Annotated in this window: 22 protein-coding genes; 12 read left to right on the top strand and 10 right to left on the bottom strand. The window is 61.2% G+C overall.

Annotated elements, in window-relative coordinates; genetic code table 11:
* Position 1: 1 nt before the first annotated feature.
* From rho to hemE, 3 genes are all read right to left on the bottom strand, one after another.
* On the bottom strand, positions 2–1,267 hold the full coding sequence (rho, locus tag D6858_RS14360; protein ID WP_120112141.1) for a transcription termination factor Rho: 1,266 nt from the start codon (positions 1,265–1,267) through the stop codon (positions 2–4).
* Between the two features lie 171 nt (positions 1,268–1,438).
* Positions 1,439–1,864 (bottom strand): CopD family protein, encoded by a 426-nt coding sequence (locus tag D6858_RS14355; protein ID WP_240623855.1) that lies wholly within the window; start codon positions 1,862–1,864, stop codon positions 1,439–1,441.
* A gap of 49 nt (positions 1,865–1,913) precedes the next feature.
* Entirely contained in the window at positions 1,914–2,939 is a 1,026-nt protein-coding gene (gene hemE / locus D6858_RS14350) for a uroporphyrinogen decarboxylase (RefSeq protein WP_120112134.1), read from the bottom strand.
* A 324-nt stretch (positions 2,940–3,263) separates the two neighbouring features.
* Between hemE and D6858_RS14345 the strand changes: the two genes are divergently transcribed.
* The 10 genes from D6858_RS14345 to D6858_RS14300 all read left to right on the top strand — a co-directional run bounded on the left by D6858_RS14345 (position 3,264) and on the right by D6858_RS14300 (position 9,767).
* Positions 3,264–4,109: a pyruvate, water dikinase regulatory protein gene (locus D6858_RS14345; RefSeq protein WP_120112131.1), complete on the top strand. Its 846-nt coding sequence runs from the start codon at positions 3,264–3,266 to the stop codon at positions 4,107–4,109.
* Positions 4,106–4,693 carry a Maf family protein gene (locus D6858_RS14340; RefSeq protein WP_120112128.1) on the top strand — a complete coding sequence of 196 codons (588 nt, stop codon included), beginning with the start codon at positions 4,106–4,108 and terminating at the stop codon, positions 4,691–4,693. The genes D6858_RS14345 and D6858_RS14340 overlap by 4 nt, the downstream gene beginning before the upstream one ends.
* Entirely contained in the window at positions 4,690–5,565 is an 876-nt protein-coding gene (gene aroE / locus D6858_RS14335) for a shikimate dehydrogenase (protein ID WP_120112124.1), read from the top strand. The genes D6858_RS14340 and aroE overlap by 4 nt, the downstream gene beginning before the upstream one ends.
* A complete protein-coding gene (coaE, locus tag D6858_RS14330) occupies positions 5,562–6,155 on the top strand; it encodes a dephospho-CoA kinase (protein WP_120112121.1) in 594 nt (197 codons plus the stop codon). The genes aroE and coaE overlap by 4 nt, the downstream gene beginning before the upstream one ends.
* Before the next feature lie 62 nt (positions 6,156–6,217).
* Complete coding sequence (dnaQ, locus tag D6858_RS14325; RefSeq protein WP_120112117.1) at positions 6,218–6,910, top strand: DNA polymerase III subunit epsilon; 693 nt, start codon at positions 6,218–6,220, stop codon at positions 6,908–6,910.
* A gap of 56 nt (positions 6,911–6,966) precedes the next feature.
* On the top strand, positions 6,967–7,536 hold the full coding sequence (hpf, locus tag D6858_RS14320; RefSeq protein WP_120112114.1) for a ribosome hibernation-promoting factor, HPF/YfiA family: 570 nt from the start codon (positions 6,967–6,969) through the stop codon (positions 7,534–7,536).
* A 77-nt stretch (positions 7,537–7,613) separates the two neighbouring features.
* Positions 7,614–8,075 carry a PTS sugar transporter subunit IIA gene (locus D6858_RS14315; protein WP_102155132.1) on the top strand — a complete coding sequence of 154 codons (462 nt, stop codon included), beginning with the start codon at positions 7,614–7,616 and terminating at the stop codon, positions 8,073–8,075.
* On the top strand, positions 8,062–8,541 hold the full coding sequence (locus tag D6858_RS14310; protein ID WP_120112111.1) for a PaaI family thioesterase: 480 nt from the start codon (positions 8,062–8,064) through the stop codon (positions 8,539–8,541). The genes D6858_RS14315 and D6858_RS14310 overlap by 14 nt, the downstream gene beginning before the upstream one ends.
* 2 nt (positions 8,542–8,543) lie before the next feature.
* Positions 8,544–8,879 (top strand): DUF1491 family protein, encoded by a 336-nt coding sequence (locus tag D6858_RS14305; protein WP_120112107.1) that lies wholly within the window; start codon positions 8,544–8,546, stop codon positions 8,877–8,879.
* A gap of 210 nt (positions 8,880–9,089) precedes the next feature.
* The gene (locus tag D6858_RS14300; RefSeq protein WP_120112104.1) at positions 9,090–9,767 is read left to right on the top strand and encodes a cell wall hydrolase; all 678 of its coding nucleotides are present in this window, start codon (positions 9,090–9,092) and stop codon (positions 9,765–9,767) included.
* 30 nt (positions 9,768–9,797) lie between these two features.
* On the opposite strand, the gene xth is transcribed toward D6858_RS14300, so the two are convergent.
* Genes xth through D6858_RS14285 form a run of 3 tightly spaced genes read right to left on the bottom strand, consistent with a single transcriptional unit; the run spans position 9,798 to position 11,380 of the window.
* Positions 9,798–10,571 (bottom strand): exodeoxyribonuclease III, encoded by a 774-nt coding sequence (xth, locus tag D6858_RS14295; RefSeq protein ID WP_120112101.1) that lies wholly within the window; start codon positions 10,569–10,571, stop codon positions 9,798–9,800.
* A 10-nt stretch (positions 10,572–10,581) separates the two neighbouring features.
* Positions 10,582–10,911, bottom strand: coding sequence for an iron-sulfur cluster insertion protein ErpA (gene erpA / locus D6858_RS14290; protein ID WP_120112098.1), 330 nt, complete (start codon positions 10,909–10,911; stop codon positions 10,582–10,584).
* Positions 10,912–10,948: 37 nt separating this feature from the next.
* The gene (locus D6858_RS14285) at positions 10,949–11,380 is read right to left on the bottom strand and encodes a CBS domain-containing protein (protein WP_120112095.1); all 432 of its coding nucleotides are present in this window, start codon (positions 11,378–11,380) and stop codon (positions 10,949–10,951) included.
* Between the two features lie 83 nt (positions 11,381–11,463).
* Here D6858_RS14285 and D6858_RS14280 point away from each other — a divergent pair, with 83 nt between their 5' ends.
* On the top strand, positions 11,464–11,808 hold the full coding sequence (locus D6858_RS14280; RefSeq protein ID WP_120112091.1) for a hypothetical protein: 345 nt from the start codon (positions 11,464–11,466) through the stop codon (positions 11,806–11,808).
* 723 nt (positions 11,809–12,531) lie between these two features.
* Here D6858_RS14280 and D6858_RS14275 read toward each other — a convergent pair.
* The 4 genes from D6858_RS14275 to D6858_RS14260 are packed head-to-tail and all read right to left on the bottom strand — an operon-like array spanning position 12,532 to position 15,629.
* The gene (locus D6858_RS14275) at positions 12,532–12,915 is read right to left on the bottom strand and encodes a (2Fe-2S) ferredoxin domain-containing protein (RefSeq protein WP_120112088.1); all 384 of its coding nucleotides are present in this window, start codon (positions 12,913–12,915) and stop codon (positions 12,532–12,534) included.
* A gap of 48 nt (positions 12,916–12,963) precedes the next feature.
* Positions 12,964–13,482: a DUF2497 domain-containing protein gene (locus tag D6858_RS14270; protein ID WP_120112084.1), complete on the bottom strand. Its 519-nt coding sequence runs from the start codon at positions 13,480–13,482 to the stop codon at positions 12,964–12,966.
* A gap of 54 nt (positions 13,483–13,536) precedes the next feature.
* A complete protein-coding gene (locus D6858_RS14265; RefSeq protein WP_120112714.1) occupies positions 13,537–14,994 on the bottom strand; it encodes a TolC family outer membrane protein in 1,458 nt (485 codons plus the stop codon).
* Positions 14,995–15,026: 32 nt separating this feature from the next.
* Positions 15,027–15,629: a protein-L-isoaspartate O-methyltransferase family protein gene (locus D6858_RS14260; protein ID WP_240623854.1), complete on the bottom strand. Its 603-nt coding sequence runs from the start codon at positions 15,627–15,629 to the stop codon at positions 15,027–15,029.
* 151 nt (positions 15,630–15,780) lie between these two features.
* Between D6858_RS14260 and D6858_RS14255 the strand changes: the two genes are divergently transcribed.
* Positions 15,781–17,307 carry a fumarate hydratase gene (locus tag D6858_RS14255; RefSeq protein WP_165859713.1) on the top strand — a complete coding sequence of 509 codons (1,527 nt, stop codon included), beginning with the start codon at positions 15,781–15,783 and terminating at the stop codon, positions 17,305–17,307.
* Positions 17,308–17,378 lie beyond the last annotated feature (71 nt).

The raw sequence follows: 17,378 nt of genomic DNA, 5'->3' as shown, positions 1-17,378 counted from the left end.
CCTACTGATTCATTGTTGCGAAGAAATCTTCGTTGGTCTTGGAATCCTTCATCTTGTCGAGGAGGAATTCCATCGCATCGACAGTACCCATCTGCATCAGGATACGGCGCAGGACCCACATCTTGGAGAGTTTATCCTTCTCCACCAGCAGTTCTTCCTTACGCGTACCGCTCTTACCGACATCCAGTGCCGGGAAGATGCGCTTGTCGGCCACCTTGCGGTCAAGCACGATTTCGCTGTTACCGGTGCCCTTGAACTCTTCGAAGATCACTTCGTCCATCCGGCTGCCGGTATCGATCAGTGCAGTTGCGATGATCGACAGCGATCCGCCCTCTTCGATGTTGCGCGCCGCGCCGAAGAACCGTTTGGGCCGCTGCAACGCATTGGCATCGACACCGCCGGTCAGCACTTTGCCGCTGCTCGGCACCACAGTGTTGTAAGCACGGCCAAGACGCGTGATCGAATCCAGCAGGATCACCACGTCTTTCTTGTGTTCGACCAGACGTTTCGCCTTTTCAATTACCATTTCGGCCACTTGCACGTGGCGCTGCGCCGGTTCGTCGAAGGTGGAGGAGATCACTTCCCCCTTCACGCTGCGCTGCATGTCGGTCACTTCTTCCGGGCGTTCGTCGACCAGCAGGACGAGCAGGAACACCTCAGGGTGATTGTCGGTGATCGCCTTGGCAATGTTCTGCAACAAGACAGTCTTGCCGGTGCGCGGCGGCGCCACGATCAGGGCGCGCTGCCCCTTGCCCTGCGGGCTGATGATATCGATCACCCGCGCGCTCTTGTCCTTCACTGTCGGGTCGAGCGTATCGAGCGACAGCTTCTCTTCCGGGTACAACGGAGTCAGGTTGTCGAAATTGGTCCGGTGGCGAACAGCGTCCGGGCTATCGTAATTGACCGCTGTGAGGCTGGTCAGAGCGAAATAGCGCTCGCCTTCCTTGGGTGCGCGAATTTCGCCTTCCACTGTATCGCCAGTGCGAAGGCCCCATTTGCGAACCTGATTGGGTGAAACGTAAATATCGTCAGGGCCAGCGAGATAGTTTGCTTCAGGGCTGCGGAGAAATCCGAAACCGTCGCTCAGCACTTCGATCGTGCCGATGCCCATGATTTTTTCTTCGTATTCCTCGTCTTCAGCGAGTTCGCGCAGGATGGAAAACAGCAGATCCTGCCGCCGCATCGTGCTGGCGCCTTCGACGCCCAGTTCTTCGGCCATGCTCACGAGCTCGGCCGGTGCTTTTTTCTTCAGTTCTTTCAAATGCATGGAATGATTCCAGTTGGAGGTGTCACGGCCGGCCGGTCATCTGGGCTTGGAGAAAGCGGACCGGGGCAGATCGCTCAAAATGCGATGCTGCCCGAAGCCGGTTGATAGGCAGAGGAAATAATGCGCGCCGCGAGCGGCGTCAATCGAATGCGTATGCGGTTCGTCGTTCGGTCATATCGGACGAACGATCACCAGCACCACGATAAGCGCAGCGACAATCCCGGGCACTTCGTTCAGCAAACGCAGCTGTTTATCACGCAGCGGCCGTTCGCCACGGGCCAGTTTCTTCGCATACCCTGCCATCCATCCGTGATAGCCGGACAGCAACAGCACAAGAAACAGCTTCGCATGCAACCACGGCTCGGCCCACAAATGCTGAGTGGTGGCGAGCAATATGCCAAGAACCCAAACAACGATAATCGAAGGATTGAGGATGATTTTGAGCAATTTCCGCTCGCGGTCGATCCATTTGGCATCTTCGGGGGATCCGACATCGGATTCCTGATGATAGATGAAATAGCGTGGGAGCATGAACAGCCCCGCCATCCAGAAAATCACGAAAATGATGTGACCGGCCTTCAGCCACAGGTACGTCATCGCCAGCGCGCCTTGCATGATGTCCAGATAGGGATTGAAAGCCGCATAGTCACCCCCTCCAGTTACGAACTGTGTTTTTCAACCGTTCAACGTGTTCGATCGGAGTACGCCGGTCGATCCCGTGCCCCAGATTGAACACATGCGGACGACCGGCAAAGGCACGCAGAATTGTCTGGGTGCGTTGTTCCAGCGCCTCACCGCCAGCCAGCAGCAGCAACGGATCCAGATTGCCCTGCACCGGCATCCCGGCAGGCAATTCGCGCGCAGCCCATTCGGGGTCGATTGTCTCATCCACGCCCACTGCATCGACACCGGTTTCGCGAGCATAGGTGGGGAGCTTTTCGCCCGCACCCTTCGGAAAACCGATCACCGGCACGCCGGGGCATCGCTCATGGATAGCCGCGGCGATGGCGGCATTGGGCGCAATGACCCAGCGGGCAAATTCGTCCGGGGCAAGACTGCCTGCCCATGAATCGAACAACTGCACCGCTTCGGCACCGGCCTCGATCTGACCCACCAGATATTCGACCGTCACATCGATGATCGCATCGATGATGGCGCCAAATCCCGCCGGATCGCTATAGGCCATTGCCCGCGTTTCGTGCTGGTCGCGGCTGCCCTCGCCATTCACCATGTACGTCGCAACGGTCCACGGACTGCCTGAAAAGCCCAGCAACGTCGTCTCAGGGCCAAGCTGTGCCTTCACGCTGGCCACGGTCGCGTAGATCGGATCTAGGCGCTGAGGGACCGCCTGAAGCGACGAGAGCGCATGATCGACCAGTCGCGGAGTCAGCTGCGGCCCTTCGCCTGCCAGAAATGCCAGATCCTGACCCATCGCATATGGAACGATCAGAATATCGGAAAACAGGATCGCCCCGTCGAACCCGAAGCGGCGGATCGGCTGAATCGTCACCTCTGCCGCGGCCGCGGTATCATAGACCAGTTCGAGGAAACCGCCCTTGTCCGCTCGCAGCTCGCGATATTCGGGAAGGTAGCGCCCTGCCTGACGCATCAGCCACATGGGCACCGTGTCGGCACGCGTTCCGCGCAGGGTATCGAGAAGGAGACCGGGCATCGTTTTAAAGGTCCAATCCAATACAAATAAGATTCTTAGATAAGATGATGGAGTCTGTTGGCCCTGTGGATTGTGGGGACAGCCGCGCCCTGCCCGAATTCTCCCCCGCTGAACAGGGCAAACGGACCAACGAATCATTACAATTCCGCGTCAACCAAAGGTTATCCCCGCTGTCCCCAGCGTGGGGAAAGGTCAGCGAACCTGTCCACAAACTGCCGGTTGCCGGACTCGTAATGGGCATGAAACGGCGGGCTTTGCTTGTCCGCAGCCTTGTCCCATGGTTTATGCCGGTGGTTGTCCACAACCTGCCAGAGCCTGTTATCGATGCCGCGCCTCCACCTTCACCTGTTGTCGGATTCCACCGGCGAAACGCTTGAGATGATCGCCAAGGCGGCTCTCGCGCAGTTCGAAGAAACCGATATTCAGCGCCATTTCTGGCCAATGGTTCGCAGCCGCCAGCATCTCGACCGAATCGTGCCCGATCTGGCCGCCAATCCGGGGCTGGTACTGTTTACGTTGGTCAATGCGGAAACCCGTGCCCGGCTGGAAGAGCATTGTCGTACCATTGGCTTGCCCGCGGTTCCTGTGCTCGACGCAGTCACAGAGGCGTTGGAGACGCAGCTTGGCCAGGCCGCGCATGGTCGCCCCGGTCGCCAGCATTCGATGGACGATGCCTATTTCAAACGGGTGGAAGCAATCCACTACACCATCGCGCATGACGACGGGATTGCATACGAAGACTGGGAAGATGCCGACATCATTCTGGCCGGGGTGTCGCGCAGTTCGAAAACGCCAACCAGTATCTATCTCGCCAATCGTGGGTACAAAGTCGCCAATATCCCGCTGGTGGTGGAAAGCCCCCCGCCCGATCTGCTGTTTCGTCTGCGTCGCCCGATGGTTGTCGGCCTGACGACCGCGCCCGAACGTCTGGTACAGGTGCGGCGGAACCGGTTGCTGACAATCGCAGACGGGCAGGAAAGCACTTATGTCGATGCGGAGCGGGTGGCCGAAGAAGTGCGCTTTGCCCGGCGCATGTTTGCCGACAATGCCTGGCCGGTGATCGATGTGACCCGCCGGTCGATCGAGGAAACCGCCGCGGCGGTAATCAAGCTGTATAACGAACGCGAAGCGCGCGAGATTCCTCCGGTCGTGGGGCCCAAGCCAATATGACCCTGATCCTTGCATCCAAAAGCGCCAGCCGCCGCGCTATGCTCAACGCCGCCGGGGTAGTTTACGAAGCGATACCTGCCGATGTCGATGAACGGGCGATAGAGGCGGAACTTGGCAACAGCGATCCGGCGCATGTGGCGCTGGCATTAGCTAAGGCGAAGGCCATCGCTGTGGCCAATACCAATCCGGGGCATCTGGTGCTGGGCAGCGATTCACTGGTCAGCGTCGGTGGCAAGCGGTTCGATAAGCCTGCATCGCGTGCGGATGCCGCGCGTCACTTGCGGGAATTTTCGGGCAAGCCAATGGAATTGCACAGCGGTGCGGCGTTGGCGCGGGATGGCGCGGTGTTGTGGAGCGGGGGCGATCTTGCCCGCTTGCATGTACGCGATCTCTCCGATGCGTTCATCGAAAGCTATCTCGGTGCCGAATGGCCGGAAATCGCCGGTTGTGTCGGCTGTTTTCGGATCGAGGCGCGGGGTGTGCAATTGTTCGAGGCGATAGAAGGCGATCAGTTCACTGTGCTGGGGATGCCGCTGATAAAAGTCCTTGGCGCGTTGCGCGACCTGGGAGTGATGCAGGCATGACCACTGGTGCAGCCAATAAACCTTATGCCGAAGTGATCGGTGATCCGATTGTACAAAGCAAATCCCCCGTGATTCACGGATTCTGGTTGGAAAGGCTGGCGATTGACGCGGACTATCGCGCTACATTGGTGGCGAATGGGGGCCTGCCGGATTACCTCGCATCGCGCCGGGCCGATGCCGATTGGCTGGGGTGCAACGTAACGATGCCGCACAAACAAGCGGTCATCCCGTTGCTCGACCGGCTCGACCCCGTTGCGGAACGGATCGGCGCTGTGAACACCATTGTTCGGGAGGGGGACGCGCTTGTCGGGTATAATACCGATGCGGCGGGTTTTCTCGAACCGCTGGCGGATCGGCTGGCAGAGGCGCACTATTTCCGCATGGCCCGGATCATTGGCACTGGCGGTGCGGCACGGGCAATTGTCGCGGCGCTGGCGGGTGAGGGGTTCACTCTGGTGCTGGCGGGTCGCAATCCCGACAAAGCGCGCAATTTGCTCGACACTCTCGATCCGGGGGGGGAGCATCACGCCATCGATCTGGCGCACTTTGCCGATGCGACCGATTTTCCATTCGATGATCGTGAGGGATGCCTCGATCTGGTGGTCAACGCGTCCCCTTTGGGAATGCGGGGGCAGCCTTCGTTGAATTTCGACTGGAGCCATGCACCGCCGGGATCGGTGGCATACGATATCGTCACCGATCCGGTGGATACCGCGTTTCTGGCCAGCGCCCGTTCGCAGGGTCTGCAAACAATCGATGGGCTGTCGATGCTGATCGGTCAGGCCGCGGCGGCGTTTGAAAAGTTTTTTGGTATGTCCGCTCCGCGCGATGCGGGCAGTGAGGCCGCCCTGCGTCAACGGTTGATAGCATGACGCGCCCGGTGATTCTCGGCCTGACCGGTTCGATCGGCATGGGCAAATCGACCGTAGCGGAAATGTTCATGGAACTGGGGGTGCCGGTGTTCGATGCCGATGCCACCGTGCGCCGATTGCAGGGGCCGAACGGTGCCCTTGTTGCGGCGATAGAGGCAGCGTTTCCCGGATCGACCGGCCCGGCAGGTGTGCGGCGAGAGGCGTTGGGCGAACAGGTGTTTGGCGATATGGCCGCGCTCGCCCGGCTGGAGGCGATTGTGCATCCGGCGGTGGCGGAAGAGCGCGGCGCGTTCATGATCGAACATGCCGGGCAACCGCTGGTGGTGTTCGACATTCCGCTATTGTTCGAAAAAGGCGGGGCAGAGCAGGTCGATGTTGTTGCCGTGGTGTCGGCACCGGCGGAAACTCAGCGCACCCGTGTGCTCGCGCGGCCAGGTATGACTCCGGAAAAGTTCGCCCATATCCTGTCGTTGCAAGTACCCGATGCGGAAAAGCGGATGCGCGCGGATCATGTGATCGACACCGGTACGACGCTGGCGGAAACCCGCCAGCGGGTGAAACGACTCGTGGCTGCGCTGACTGGCCGGTAACCGCCGCGAATTCGTGAGTCGCGCCCTTGTCACATGGGTGTTTCAGGGCGATATAGTTGCTGATGCGCGAGATCGTTTTCGATACCGAAACAACCGGGCTTGATCACAAGACGGGCGACCGCATGGTCGAGATTGGCTGTATCGAAATGGTCAATCGGGTGGCCACGGGTCACACATTCCACGCCTATTATAATCCCGACCGCGATATGCCCTCTGCGGCGGAGGCGGTGCATGGATTGTCTGCGGCGTTCCTTTCGGACAAACCGCGGTTCCATGAACAGGTGGATGAACTGCTGGCCTTTATCGGGGATGCCCCGCTGGTGGCGCACAATGCCAGTTTCGACTTCGGCTTCCTCAATGCCGAACTGGAAATCGCCGGGCGCGAGCCGGTGTCGCTCGACCGGATGGTGGATACCATTGCGATTGCCAAGCGGCGGCATCCGGGCGCCAAGCTGACGCTGGACGCATTATGTACCCGTTATGGCATCGACCGCAGTCACCGTATCAAGCACGGCGCATTGCTCGATGCCGAATTGCTGGCACAGCTTTACGTCGAACTGACCGGTGGCCGCCAGATCGGGCTGGAGCTGGCAGCGGGTGAGACCGACGGCGATGACAGTGTAGTGGGCATGCCCACACGCCCCGAACGACGGCGCGAATTTCGTCCGCCGCGTCCGCATTCCGCATCGGAAGAGGAATTAGCCCGCCATCGGGCATTTATTGGCCAGATGGACGGAGCGATTTGGAACAGTTGAACGTTCCGAATGTGAGCGATCGCTAGTGGTCGCACCAGAAGAGGAGTAGGTTGACGATGGATATTCGCGTTTCAGGCCACCAGATCGAAACTGGCGCTGCGCTGCAGGAACACGTTGCTGATCGGCTTAACGCTATCGTCGATAAATATTTCAATCGCGCGCTGTCGTCCAATGTCACGTTCGGCAAGGCGCCTGCTGGCGCGTTCAGTTGCGACATCGTGACTCACGTGATGCAGGGCCTCATCCTCAAGGCGCACGGTGTGGCGCAGGATGCCCATCAGGCGGCCGATGCGGCTGCGGAAAAGCTCGATAAGCAGCTCCGCCGATATAAGCGCCGCCTGCAGGATCGCAACGCACAAAGCCAGCAGGCCGTGCTGGAAGAAGAGGCCGCCTACACGATCTTCGCCGCACCCGAGGAAGATGCGGAAGAAGAGACGGGCGGCGATGCGCCGATGATTATCGCGGAAACCACCGCCGATATTCCAGAGGCCAGCGTCGCAGATGCTGTGATGATGCTCGATCTGCGAGATACCAACGCTATGTTGTTCAAAAACGCTGGAACTGGACGGCACAATATGGTTTATCGCCGTCGTGATGGTTCGATCGGCTGGGTTGAACCGCGGTAGATCGCGATCTTCGGGAGAGGATACGTGATCGGTCCTCTCCTTTTCCATGATCGAGTGTTTGGTTTTTTAAGACCATGATGAATGTTATCTTCAAATTGCTGCCGGAGGCTGTGTGGGTCGATGATCTGCACGACAAGCGCTCCATTATTGAAGCTCTCGCGACCCGTTTCGCGAAAGTCTATTCGCTCGACCGTACGGCTGTGCTCGAAGGGCTGGAAGAACGCGAAGCGCTTGGCAGCACCGGGTTCGGTCGTTCGGTTGCCTTGCCCCATGCGCGGATAGACGGGCTGGCTCGCCCGGTGGCGGCACTTCTCAAGCTGGAAAGCTCGGTCGATTTCGATGCAGCGGACAATATGCCGGTCGATATCGTGATTGGCCTGCTGTCGCCTACCAATTCCGGCGCGACCCATCTCCATGCGCTGGCCGCGCTGTCGCGGATGGTGCGGGACGAAGATATGCATCGTGCGCTGACCGAAGCGCAGGACACCGAAGCGCTCTATGCCCTGCTGACCAACGCATCGGACCGTGACGCTGCCTGACCATGCCCCAGATGGTGGCGCCGGGGCCGCCCTGCATCATCGCGCGCTGGAACGGCTCTATGCCGCCGCGCCGGTCAACCGGCTGTTCAATTCACGGCTGGAAATCACCGGTGACGGTGCGGCCCGCATTCACTTCACGATAGACGAACGAGTCTATCACGCGGCGGGTGCGGCGCACGGTACGGTTTATTTCAAGATGCTCGACGATGCGGCGTTTTATGCGGCCAACACGCGGATCACCGATCGTTTCCTGCTGACGACATCCTTCAACCTGCATTTTACCAAGCCGGTGAAATCGGGAGAGGTCATCGCGGAAGGCCGCTGGATCAGCGGGCGCAAGCGCGTGCTGGTAGGTGAATCGCGCCTGACCGATGCGGAAGGCGACGAAATTGGGCGCGGCACGGGCACGTTCATGCGATCGCGCATCCCGCTATCGAGCCTGCCGGGCTACGCCGATCCGGCATAGCGATGGATTCGCGCCTCCCTGCCCATCTGGAAGTCGGTGCGATTCGCCGCCTGGCCGAGTCGCAAGGCGGGTTCGCCACTGTGCTTTCGCGGGGCGAGCGTGACGCCGGCACCATAGCAATCGTAATTATCGGTCGTGATAAACCCGACGCGCTGTTCGAACGTATGCCGCAGTTGGACGGGACCCGTGCTTTTGTGCGCGTAAAAGAAGAAGATATTGAAAATAAACAAGAATTTACGGAATATTTGAATCAGCGCAGGGAACGGGATCCCGATTTGTGGTTAATAGAGGTAAACGTCGCTGATGAAGAACGGTTCATCGCAGCTTTGCCGGGATAATCGCCGCCAGAGTTGACTTCGCAGCCGCAGCATCTATTTGCGCCGCCACCTTTACGGGCGCAGGCGGCTCGGGCGACATGGGGTCGGCCGGTCAGCGCGCAGACGGGGGGCGGCCGGCAGGCAATGTGCAGAACCCACTGTTAACGCACACGTTGCGATAAGGGTTCCCAGTCTGCGACGGGCGCGTCCACCGCCTAAACCGACGGATAAATGAAGTTTCATCGCGCCACTCTCGCGGCAATTGCCGCGACGACAGTGTTTACGCTCTCGTTCGCCGATGGTTCCGGCGCAAATGCCCAGCCGGGCGAGAACCAGCCTCAGATTGCTCTGCCGTTGACCGAAGAAACGGTTCCGCAGGCAGAAAACGTCCAGTTCGTGTCAGAACCGGTCGTACAGGCGATTACCGAACAACCCGAAGATCAGGTGGCTGACGGCAACGATGCCGATATGCAGGCATTGCCGCGCAACGCCGGTTCGCTGCGTCAGCTTGTCGCTACGGTGCCTTCCGGTGAAAAGCTGTCGCGGCAGATGAAGTGCCTCGCCGGTGCGATCTATTTCGAATCCCGTGGTGAGCCGCTCGCCGGGCAGCTTGCTGTGGCGAAAGTGATCATCAACCGCGCTGAATCGAGCGCCTTTCCGTCGGATTATTGCGGTGTTGTCTATCAGCGTTCGCAGTTCTCGTTCGTGCGCGGTGGCCGCATGCCGCATATCCGCACGGCCTCTGCCGCGTGGAAGCGTGCCAAGGCAATTGCCCGGATCGCGCACGAGGATCTGTGGGAAAGCAAGGCCGACGATGCGCTGTATTTCCACGCTCGCCGTGTGAACCCGCGCTGGAGCCGCAATCGCGTGGCGGCAGCTACCATCAGCTCGCACGTTTTTTACAAGTAAGCTGTTGCAGGCGCGCGCCTGCAGCCGGGATCAGCCAGCGATATCCACCCATACAGGGGTGTGATCGCTGGCTTTTTCGCGTCCGCGATATTCACGGTCCACCCCGGCGGCGGTCATCCGGTCGGCCAGTTCGGGGCTGAGCAGCAGGTGATCGATGCGAAACCCGTGGTCCCGCTGCCACCCGCCAGCCTGATAATCCCAGAACGTCCACACCCCGCCACGCGGGTTCAGCGTGTCGATGGCATCGGTCCATCCATCGCCCAGTAAACGGGCATAGGCATCGCGCGATTCGGGTTGCATCAGCGCATCGGCGGCCATCGCCTTAGGCGACCAGACGTCTTTATCTTCTGGAATAACGTTGAAATCGCCCACGACCGCGCAAGGGATTTCCTGATCCCACAACTCGCGCATGCGGGCGCGCAGCCGCTCCATCCATGCCAGCTTGTATTCGAATTTCGGCCCCGGCACCGGATTTCCGTTGGGCAGATAGATGCATGCGATCCGCACCCCGTTCACATCCGCTTCGATATAGCGTGAATGATCGTCGTCCGGGTCGCCGGGCAGAGTGCGCTGGGTTTCGACCGGCTCGACTCCGTCGGCCAGAATGGCGACGCCGTTAAACCCTTTCTGCCCGTGCCAGATCGCGCGATAGCCGATTTTCTCGAACGCGTCGGCGGGGAAGCCTTCATCCTGGCTTTTGATTTCCTGCAGGCAGGCGACCGTCGGCCGGGTTTCTTCCAGCCATTCGATCAGTCGGGGCAGGCGCGCTTTGACGCCGTTGATATTGAAGGATGCAATCCGCATCCGGCGACTATTAGATGCCGAAGCTGGAACCGCAACCGCAACCGGCGGCGGCCTGCGGGTTTTCAACCCGGAATGCCGCCCCGCCCAGCGATTCGACGAAATCGACGGTGCTGCCCGCCACCAGATCGAGGCTGACCGGATCGACCACCAGCTTCACCCCGTCGGTCTCGCTGACGCTGTCGTCGGCATCGGCATCGTCGGACAGGTCGAATTTATACTGGAACCCGGAACACCCGCCCCCTTCGACCGAAAGGCGCAGGATCGCCGGTTTCGACTGGCGTTGAGCAATCGCCGCCACACGTTTGGCGGCAGTCGGAGTCAGGATGAGCGGATCGGGCATAAACACGATGTAGGGAGACTGCCGCCCCCACTCAAGATCATGCAGACTGTATATAAGTCCGCATCGCTTCCGCCTCTGTGGCGATAGCATCGACCTGCGCCTTCACCAGATCGCCGATCGAGATGAAACCGCACATCTGCCCGTTCTGAATCACCGGCAAGTGGCGGATGCGCCGCCGGGTCATCAGCCCCAGTGCTTCGTCCACCGATGTGCCCGGCTCCACTGTAATGGCAGGTGCGGTCATCACTTCGCCCAGCGGTTTGGAAAGGCTCGCCTCGCCTTCCTGCCCCAGACAATAAATGACATCGCGTTCCGAAAAGATGCCCGCCACTTCGCCGTGGCGCATCACCGGCAGTGCGCCGATTCGCCGGGTGGCAAGCACCGCAAGCGCTTCGCGCATCGGTACATCGACATCGCACGTCACGATATCCGAACTGGCGCGGCCTGCGATCAGCTGGGCAATATCCATCGTTCGATCTCCCCATCATATATCGTTGTCTTGCGGGCAAGAATGCCACGATCCGCCGTGAAAGGCCAGCGGAGGGCATTGCTATGGCGGCTGGTAAGGGCCATGTGGGGCGGGTGAAGACCAATCCGCCCCCTTCCCCGCTCGACGATCCAGAGAATGCCGCATTCGCCTGGAACAAATACCGGCGCATGATGCAGATCGTGGGCGGAGTGACAGTCGTGGTCGTGATCGCTTCGCTTGTCGGCCTGTGGCTGACAGTGGAAGATGCATCGATTCACTTTTACATCGCCACCGGGCTGGGCGTGGCATTCACCATGCTGCTGGCCGGGGCGCTGATGGGGCTGATGTTCCTGTCGAATGGCACCGGGCACGATGCCGCCGTCAGCGATCCGTTCGACGGGGAAGAGTGGCCGGGCAAGCGGGATTAGGGCCGCCTTCCATTAGATCGTTATTTCGAGGAGCGGTGCGGCAATTCGTGTAGGTACGTCGTTTCCATCACAACCGTCGCCATAAGCAGTGTCTTTGCGCCATGGATTGCTTCACTGCGTTCGCAATGACGAAGGGAGGCGGAGGTGCGTGGGACATAGAGGGTGGCGGCAGACGCCCCCTCTGCGGCACGGCAGTCCCCGCCAACAACCCGCGCAACACCACCGCTCGCGCCCACTCCCCCCAGCCCAGGCACACCGTCGCCCCGGACCTGATCCGGGGCGACGCTTTTCTTCCCGCACCGCGTTGGAGGAAGCTGGACCCCGGCTCGGCGGCCGGGGTGACGGAGTGGTCTGGTGACGGGATGGTGGGTGGAGCGACTCAGCGACTACCGCGCCGCCCCCTCCCCTCGTCATTGTGAGGCGACGTGAGGCGACGTGGCAATCCATGTACTGCCCTTAGCAACCGTCACAACCGCCGCGATGGAGGGGCCTCGGGAGAAAGCTTGGTTCACACGAAGGCACGAAGGCACGGAGTGGGGTTGGTTCAGGGGTTGGAGCCGCGCTGCCGATGATTGGCCAATACTATAGCGTGCACCGCCCCCCCCTCGTCATTGCGAGGAGCGTAGCGACGCGGCAATCCATGGACCATTCCTTGTCACAACCGCAGTCGTGGCGGCTGAGCACGCTTTCGCTCTCCGTGTCACTCGCTACCCAACTGCCGTGTCAGTCGTCCGCGTTACTTCGCAGGCGCAGTTCCTCCACCGGCTCTCCGCCGATCAGGTGCTGCTGAATTATCTTTTCCAGCGCGGCCTCGTCGCACGAATGATACCAGACCTGATCGGGCCAGACGACGGCGATCGGCCCGGCCTCACACACTTGCAGGCAATCGGCCTTGGTGCGCTGCACGACCGATCCGGCCAGCCCCAGTTCCTTCAGCCGCCGCTTGAGATATTTCCACGCGCGTTCGCCATCTTCGCGGCGACAGCATTTCTGCTTGTCCGACACGGCGCACAGGAAAATCTGCCGCTTCACCTGTTCGCCGCCGATTTTCGACAGCGCGTTGCGGGCTTTCTGCAGGTTGGCCTGAGAGTTGGCGGGCGTGCTCATACCGGGCGATGTAGTGACTCGACCCGGTTGCGGGAAGGGCTCGCGCGACTAACCGCGCTTGCCGGCAATTCGACTGATTTCGGCCTTCACCAGACGTTCGACAATCTCGGGCAAGTTGCGATCGAGCCATTCGGCCAGCATCGGGCGCAGCAGGCTGCGCGTCAGTTCTTCCAGCGATGTTTCGCCCGAACGCACGATTTGCGGCGGCTTCCCGGGTTCGGCCAGCATTGCCAGCGCGGCGAGATTGTCGCGCATGGCGTCGCGCACTGCCTCTGTGGTCAGCGGGCCGAGATCGTCATCCGCATCGTCAGCACTGTCAGTTGTGGAATCGGCCGAGGGGACTTCTTCCGCCAGATGGCTCGTGCCGAGATCGAGGATCTCTTCATCGTCCGCGATATCGCTATTGCTGGCGGGGGCCGGAGCGTCCATCACACGGGCGATTTCGGCCAGTCCGTCGTTTTCGCGGCGCTTGCGGGTTTCCATCGCGATATTGCGATTATCCCGGGCGATCACTTTCTTGATCGATTCGAGGATTTCCTCGACCGATGCTTCGCCGTCTTGTCGCATTGGCATGTTGCCCCCGTAACCTGCCTCAGTTGATCCCATACCGCCTGTGGCGAATCAGTTGCCGGGTGTTTCGGTCACTGATTCGGCGGACGGGGGAATTTCCGCTCCGGGCGCGGGGATGTCAACGGTTCGTGTCGATTGCGGTTGCGGATCGGGATCGTGAGCCCAATCGTTCCACTTGCCCTGCACCCGGTCGTAATAGACCGCCGGATCATACAGCGGGCCATCGTCGCCCAGCCCCAGATCGCGCGCCTCCGCCCGGCCCATCGCCGCCAGCAGACTGAAACCGGCGACATAGGCATTGCGCCGCGCAGTCACCAGTTGCGCGCGCGCCTGTACCAGTTCCTGTTCCGCGTTGAGAATGTCCAGAATCGTGCGATTGCCGACGGTGTTTTCCGCCTGCACCCCTTCAAGGCTGAGCGAAGCCGCGTCGATTGCCTGCTGGCTGCTTTCGATAATCGCCTGCGACGCCTTCCAGCTGGCGTAAGCAGAGCGGACTTGCGCGATCAGGTTGCGCTCGGCGCCGATCTGTTGTTCCAGCGCAGCGGAAGAGCGGGCCTGTGCCTGTCGTTCCTGCGCCGCCGGGCGGCCGCCCTGATACAGCGGCAGGCTCAGCTGAACCCCCGCCTGCACCGCAGTGGAGGTTTGCGGATAGCTGGTTGCGACTGCCCCGCTTTTGAGCGAGCCGAGGTAATTGTTATACGTGCCGCCGGTGAACAGCGACACAGTGGGCAGGCGAGCGGCCCCGGCCACATCGATATCGTATCCGGCGGCCTTGGCGCGTTCGCGCGCGGCGATCAGGTCGGGGTTTTCGACCAGCGCGGTGGACACGGCATCTTCCAGACTGTCGGGCAAACCGGGCAGCGGCGGTGGGGCCTGCAGATCATCGGGCGCCAGACCGACAATCGCGATATAGTTTTCCCGCGCGGCGATCAGGTTCGATTGCGCGCTTTCCAGATCGCTCTGTGCGGTGGCGAGGCGGGCCTGCGACTGCGCGACATCGGTGCGGGTGAGATCGCCGATTTCGAACCGGTCGCTGGTCGACTGGACATTCACGCCCAGCACTCTCACCTGATTGGCCGACAGAGCGACCAGCGCTTCGGCGCGGATCACATCCATATAAGCGGCCACGACCTGGCTGAAGACCGAGGATTCGGTGCCGCGCAAATCCGCCCTGCCCGCCTGCACGCGGGTTTCAGCTGCTTTGATCCCGTTCCTGACCGCCCCGCCGGAATAGATCGGCACTGCCAGATCGAGGTTGGCCACAACGTTGCGCTTGGGGGCGATCAGGCTGGTCGAACTGGATTTGACGAATTCGATGTACTGCGAATTCGTGGTCACACTTGGGCGGCCGGCAGCCTTCTGCAGCGGGACGTTTTCGTCTGTCGCGCGCTGTTGGGCGCGGGCCGCTTCCAGTGTCGGGTTACCGCGATAGGCCGCTTCCAGTGCGTCGCGCAGAGTGTCGGCATGCGCCGGAGCGGCAGCGGCGGCGGTGAGCGCAGCCCCTGCCATCAGTGCGGCCCTGCAGTGTGCGCGGGCCACGATCAGAAGCTCCAGCTCTCGGCCTTGTCGAACTGCGTCAGCCGCGGAATGCCGATTTCAGCCAGCGGCCACAGCGCGACAGCGCCCGCAGTCTTGCGACCGACAGCCAGCCGGGTGACACCGCGGCGCACCAGCCCGGTGACAAGGCGGCCATCGTCGGCTAGCCGGTTGGTCAGGCTGTCGGGCAGCTCTTCCACCGCCCCATCGATCAGCAACAGCGTGAAATCCCCGCGCTTGCGCGATGCAGCGACGGCATCGTCCGGGGTGATAACGGTGATCGATCCCACCAGCGGTTCGAGCAGCGCGGCCAGATATCCGCTGCCGCCATCGACCACCAGCGCTTTATCGTCGAGCGTAGGGGCCGCTTCGGCCAGCATCCGGCCGTGGACCAGCGGCGCGGCCAGCATCTTGCCATCGCCCAGCGGCACGGCGCGGTCGATGTAAGCGGCGGCGCGCGCGGATTCGGGCACGAAATCTTCCCGCGGGACCGCGGCCATGCGTGCGATCACCCACGGTTCGTTGACGCCGCTGGTACGCAGTTGGCTGTCGATCATCGCCTTGCGGGCGGTGACAAAATCGGTTGCGGTGCTGGTTGCGACGGTCATTCGATAACTACCTGTATTGCGCGTCTGGTCCTGCCGGGCGGGATGGCATTTCCCTTATGCATAAAGCCACCCTCTCGCCAAGCGCTTTGACGGGGTAGCGCGGATGCGCCTATCGGGCTGTGGCGATTCGATCAGCAGGAGTTTGGTTTCGATGAGTGACTTGGTGACTATCCGTGAAGACGACCTGATCGAAAGCGTCGCGGACGCCTTGCAGTACATCTCCTACTATCACCCGATGGACTATATCCGCGCGCTGGGCGAAGCATACGAGGCGGAGCAAGGCCCTGCCGCGAAAGACGCCATCGCGCAGATTCTGACCAACAGCCGGATGTGTGCCGAAGGGCATCGCCCGATCTGTCAGGATACCGGCATCGTCAACGTGTTCGTCAAATGGGGGCAGGAATGCCGCCTCGATTCGCAGCGCAGCTTGCAGGAAGTGGTCGATGAAGGTGTCCGCCGCGCCTATGGTAATGCGGAAAATAAGCTGCGCGCATCGGTGCTGGCCGATCCGGCGTTCACCCGCCGCAACACGCGCGACAACACCCCTTCGGTGCTCAGCGTCGAAATGGTGCCGGGACGCACGGTGTCGATCGATGTCGCGGCCAAGGGCGGCGGCAGCGAAGCCAAATCCAAGTTCAAGATGATGAATCCCAGCGACAATATCGTCGACTGGGTGCTGGAAATGGTCCCGCAGATGGGTGCCGGGTGGTGCCCGCCGGGGATGCTGGGCATCGGCATCGGCGGGACCGCGGAACACTGCGTCAAACTGGCGAAGCAGTCGCTGATGGACCCGATCGACATGGGCCAGCTGAAGGCGCGCGGGCCGCAGAACGATATCGAAGCGCTGCGGATCGAGATTTTCGACAAGGTCAATGCACTGGGCATCGGCGCGCAAGGGCTGGGCGGGCTGGCCACCGTGCTCGACGTGAAGATCATGGACTGGCCGTGCCACGCCGCGAACAAGCCGGTGGCGATGATTCCCAACTGCGCCGCCACCCGCCACGCGCATTTCACGCTCGATGGTTCGGGGCCGAGCTATCTGGAAAAGCCCAACCTGGCCGACTGGCCGCAAGTCGAATGGACGCCGAGCGCCGAAGCGAAGCGGGTCAATCTCGACACGCTGACCGCGGAAGAGGTGCAGAGCTGGCAACAGGGCGACCGTCTGCTGCTGAATGGCAGGATGCTGACCGGGCGCGATGCCGCGCACAAGCGGATTCAGGATATGCTGGCCGCCGGCGAGCAGCTTCCGGTCGATTTCACCGGGCGGGTGATCTATTATGTCGGCCCGGTCGATCCCGTTCGTGACGAAGTCGTCGGCCCGGCCGGCCCGACCACGGCCACCCGCATGGACAAATTCATGGAGATGATGCTGGAGCAAGGCCTGCTGGCCTGTGTCGGCAAGGCGGAACGCGGCCCGGCGGCGACCGAAACCATTGCTCAACACAAAAGCGCCTATCTGATGGCAGTCGGCGGCGCGGCCTACCTCGTCGCTCGCGCGATCAAGGAAGCCAAAGTGGTGGCATTCGAAGATCTCGGCATGGAAGCGATCTACGAATTCACTGTGCAGGATATGCCGGTAACAGTGGCGGTCGATGCCGATGGCAAAAACGTCCACCAACTCGCCCCGGCCCGCTGGCAGGAAAAGATCGCTGCTGAACATCTGCTGCCAACAGCCTGATTTTCGGCACCTTCGTTCGGCCCCATCCGTTCGACGAAGGGTCGATTCACTTCGACGCGCGCGCTGGCCTG

Origin of the sequence: Tsuneonella suprasediminis (genome assembly GCF_003605755.1) — a bacterium.
Taxonomy (GTDB): domain Bacteria; phylum Pseudomonadota; class Alphaproteobacteria; order Sphingomonadales; family Sphingomonadaceae; genus Tsuneonella; species Tsuneonella suprasediminis.
Note: the sequence above shows the minus strand (reverse complement) of the source record. Positions and strands in the feature narration are given on the sequence as shown.

What these genes read in the sequence shown, in the direction of transcription:
- rho (WP_120112141.1), bottom strand. Translation starts at nt 1,267, where the DNA reads ATGCATTTGAAAGAACTGAAGAAAAAAGCACCGGCCGAGCTCGTGAGC.
- D6858_RS14355 (WP_240623855.1), bottom strand. Translation starts at nt 1,864, where the DNA reads ATGACGTACCTGTGGCTGAAGGCCGGTCACATCATTTTCGTGATTTTC.
- hemE (WP_120112134.1), bottom strand. Translation starts at nt 2,939, where the DNA reads ATGCCCGGTCTCCTTCTCGATACCCTGCGCGGAACGCGTGCCGACACG.
- D6858_RS14345 (WP_120112131.1), top strand. Translation starts at nt 3,264, where the DNA reads ATGCCGCGCCTCCACCTTCACCTGTTGTCGGATTCCACCGGCGAAACG.
- D6858_RS14340 (WP_120112128.1), top strand. Translation starts at nt 4,106, where the DNA reads ATGACCCTGATCCTTGCATCCAAAAGCGCCAGCCGCCGCGCTATGCTC.
- aroE (WP_120112124.1), top strand. Translation starts at nt 4,690, where the DNA reads ATGACCACTGGTGCAGCCAATAAACCTTATGCCGAAGTGATCGGTGAT.
- coaE (WP_120112121.1), top strand. Translation starts at nt 5,562, where the DNA reads ATGACGCGCCCGGTGATTCTCGGCCTGACCGGTTCGATCGGCATGGGC.
- dnaQ (WP_120112117.1), top strand. Translation starts at nt 6,218, where the DNA reads ATGCGCGAGATCGTTTTCGATACCGAAACAACCGGGCTTGATCACAAG.
- hpf (WP_120112114.1), top strand. Translation starts at nt 6,967, where the DNA reads ATGGATATTCGCGTTTCAGGCCACCAGATCGAAACTGGCGCTGCGCTG.
- D6858_RS14315 (WP_102155132.1), top strand. Translation starts at nt 7,614, where the DNA reads ATGAATGTTATCTTCAAATTGCTGCCGGAGGCTGTGTGGGTCGATGAT.
- D6858_RS14305 (WP_120112107.1), top strand. Translation starts at nt 8,544, where the DNA reads ATGGATTCGCGCCTCCCTGCCCATCTGGAAGTCGGTGCGATTCGCCGC.
- D6858_RS14300 (WP_120112104.1), top strand. Translation starts at nt 9,090, where the DNA reads ATGAAGTTTCATCGCGCCACTCTCGCGGCAATTGCCGCGACGACAGTG.
- xth (WP_120112101.1), bottom strand. Translation starts at nt 10,571, where the DNA reads ATGCGGATTGCATCCTTCAATATCAACGGCGTCAAAGCGCGCCTGCCC.
- erpA (WP_120112098.1), bottom strand. Translation starts at nt 10,911, where the DNA reads ATGCCCGATCCGCTCATCCTGACTCCGACTGCCGCCAAACGTGTGGCG.
- D6858_RS14285 (WP_120112095.1), bottom strand. Translation starts at nt 11,380, where the DNA reads ATGGATATTGCCCAGCTGATCGCAGGCCGCGCCAGTTCGGATATCGTG.
- D6858_RS14280 (WP_120112091.1), top strand. Translation starts at nt 11,464, where the DNA reads ATGGCGGCTGGTAAGGGCCATGTGGGGCGGGTGAAGACCAATCCGCCC.
- D6858_RS14275 (WP_120112088.1), bottom strand. Translation starts at nt 12,915, where the DNA reads ATGAGCACGCCCGCCAACTCTCAGGCCAACCTGCAGAAAGCCCGCAAC.
- D6858_RS14270 (WP_120112084.1), bottom strand. Translation starts at nt 13,482, where the DNA reads ATGCGACAAGACGGCGAAGCATCGGTCGAGGAAATCCTCGAATCGATC.
- D6858_RS14265 (WP_120112714.1), bottom strand. Translation starts at nt 14,994, where the DNA reads ATGGCAGGGGCTGCGCTCACCGCCGCCGCTGCCGCTCCGGCGCATGCC.
- D6858_RS14260 (WP_240623854.1), bottom strand. Translation starts at nt 15,629, where the DNA reads ATGACCGTCGCAACCAGCACCGCAACCGATTTTGTCACCGCCCGCAAG.
- D6858_RS14255 (WP_165859713.1), top strand. Translation starts at nt 15,781, where the DNA reads ATGAGTGACTTGGTGACTATCCGTGAAGACGACCTGATCGAAAGCGTC.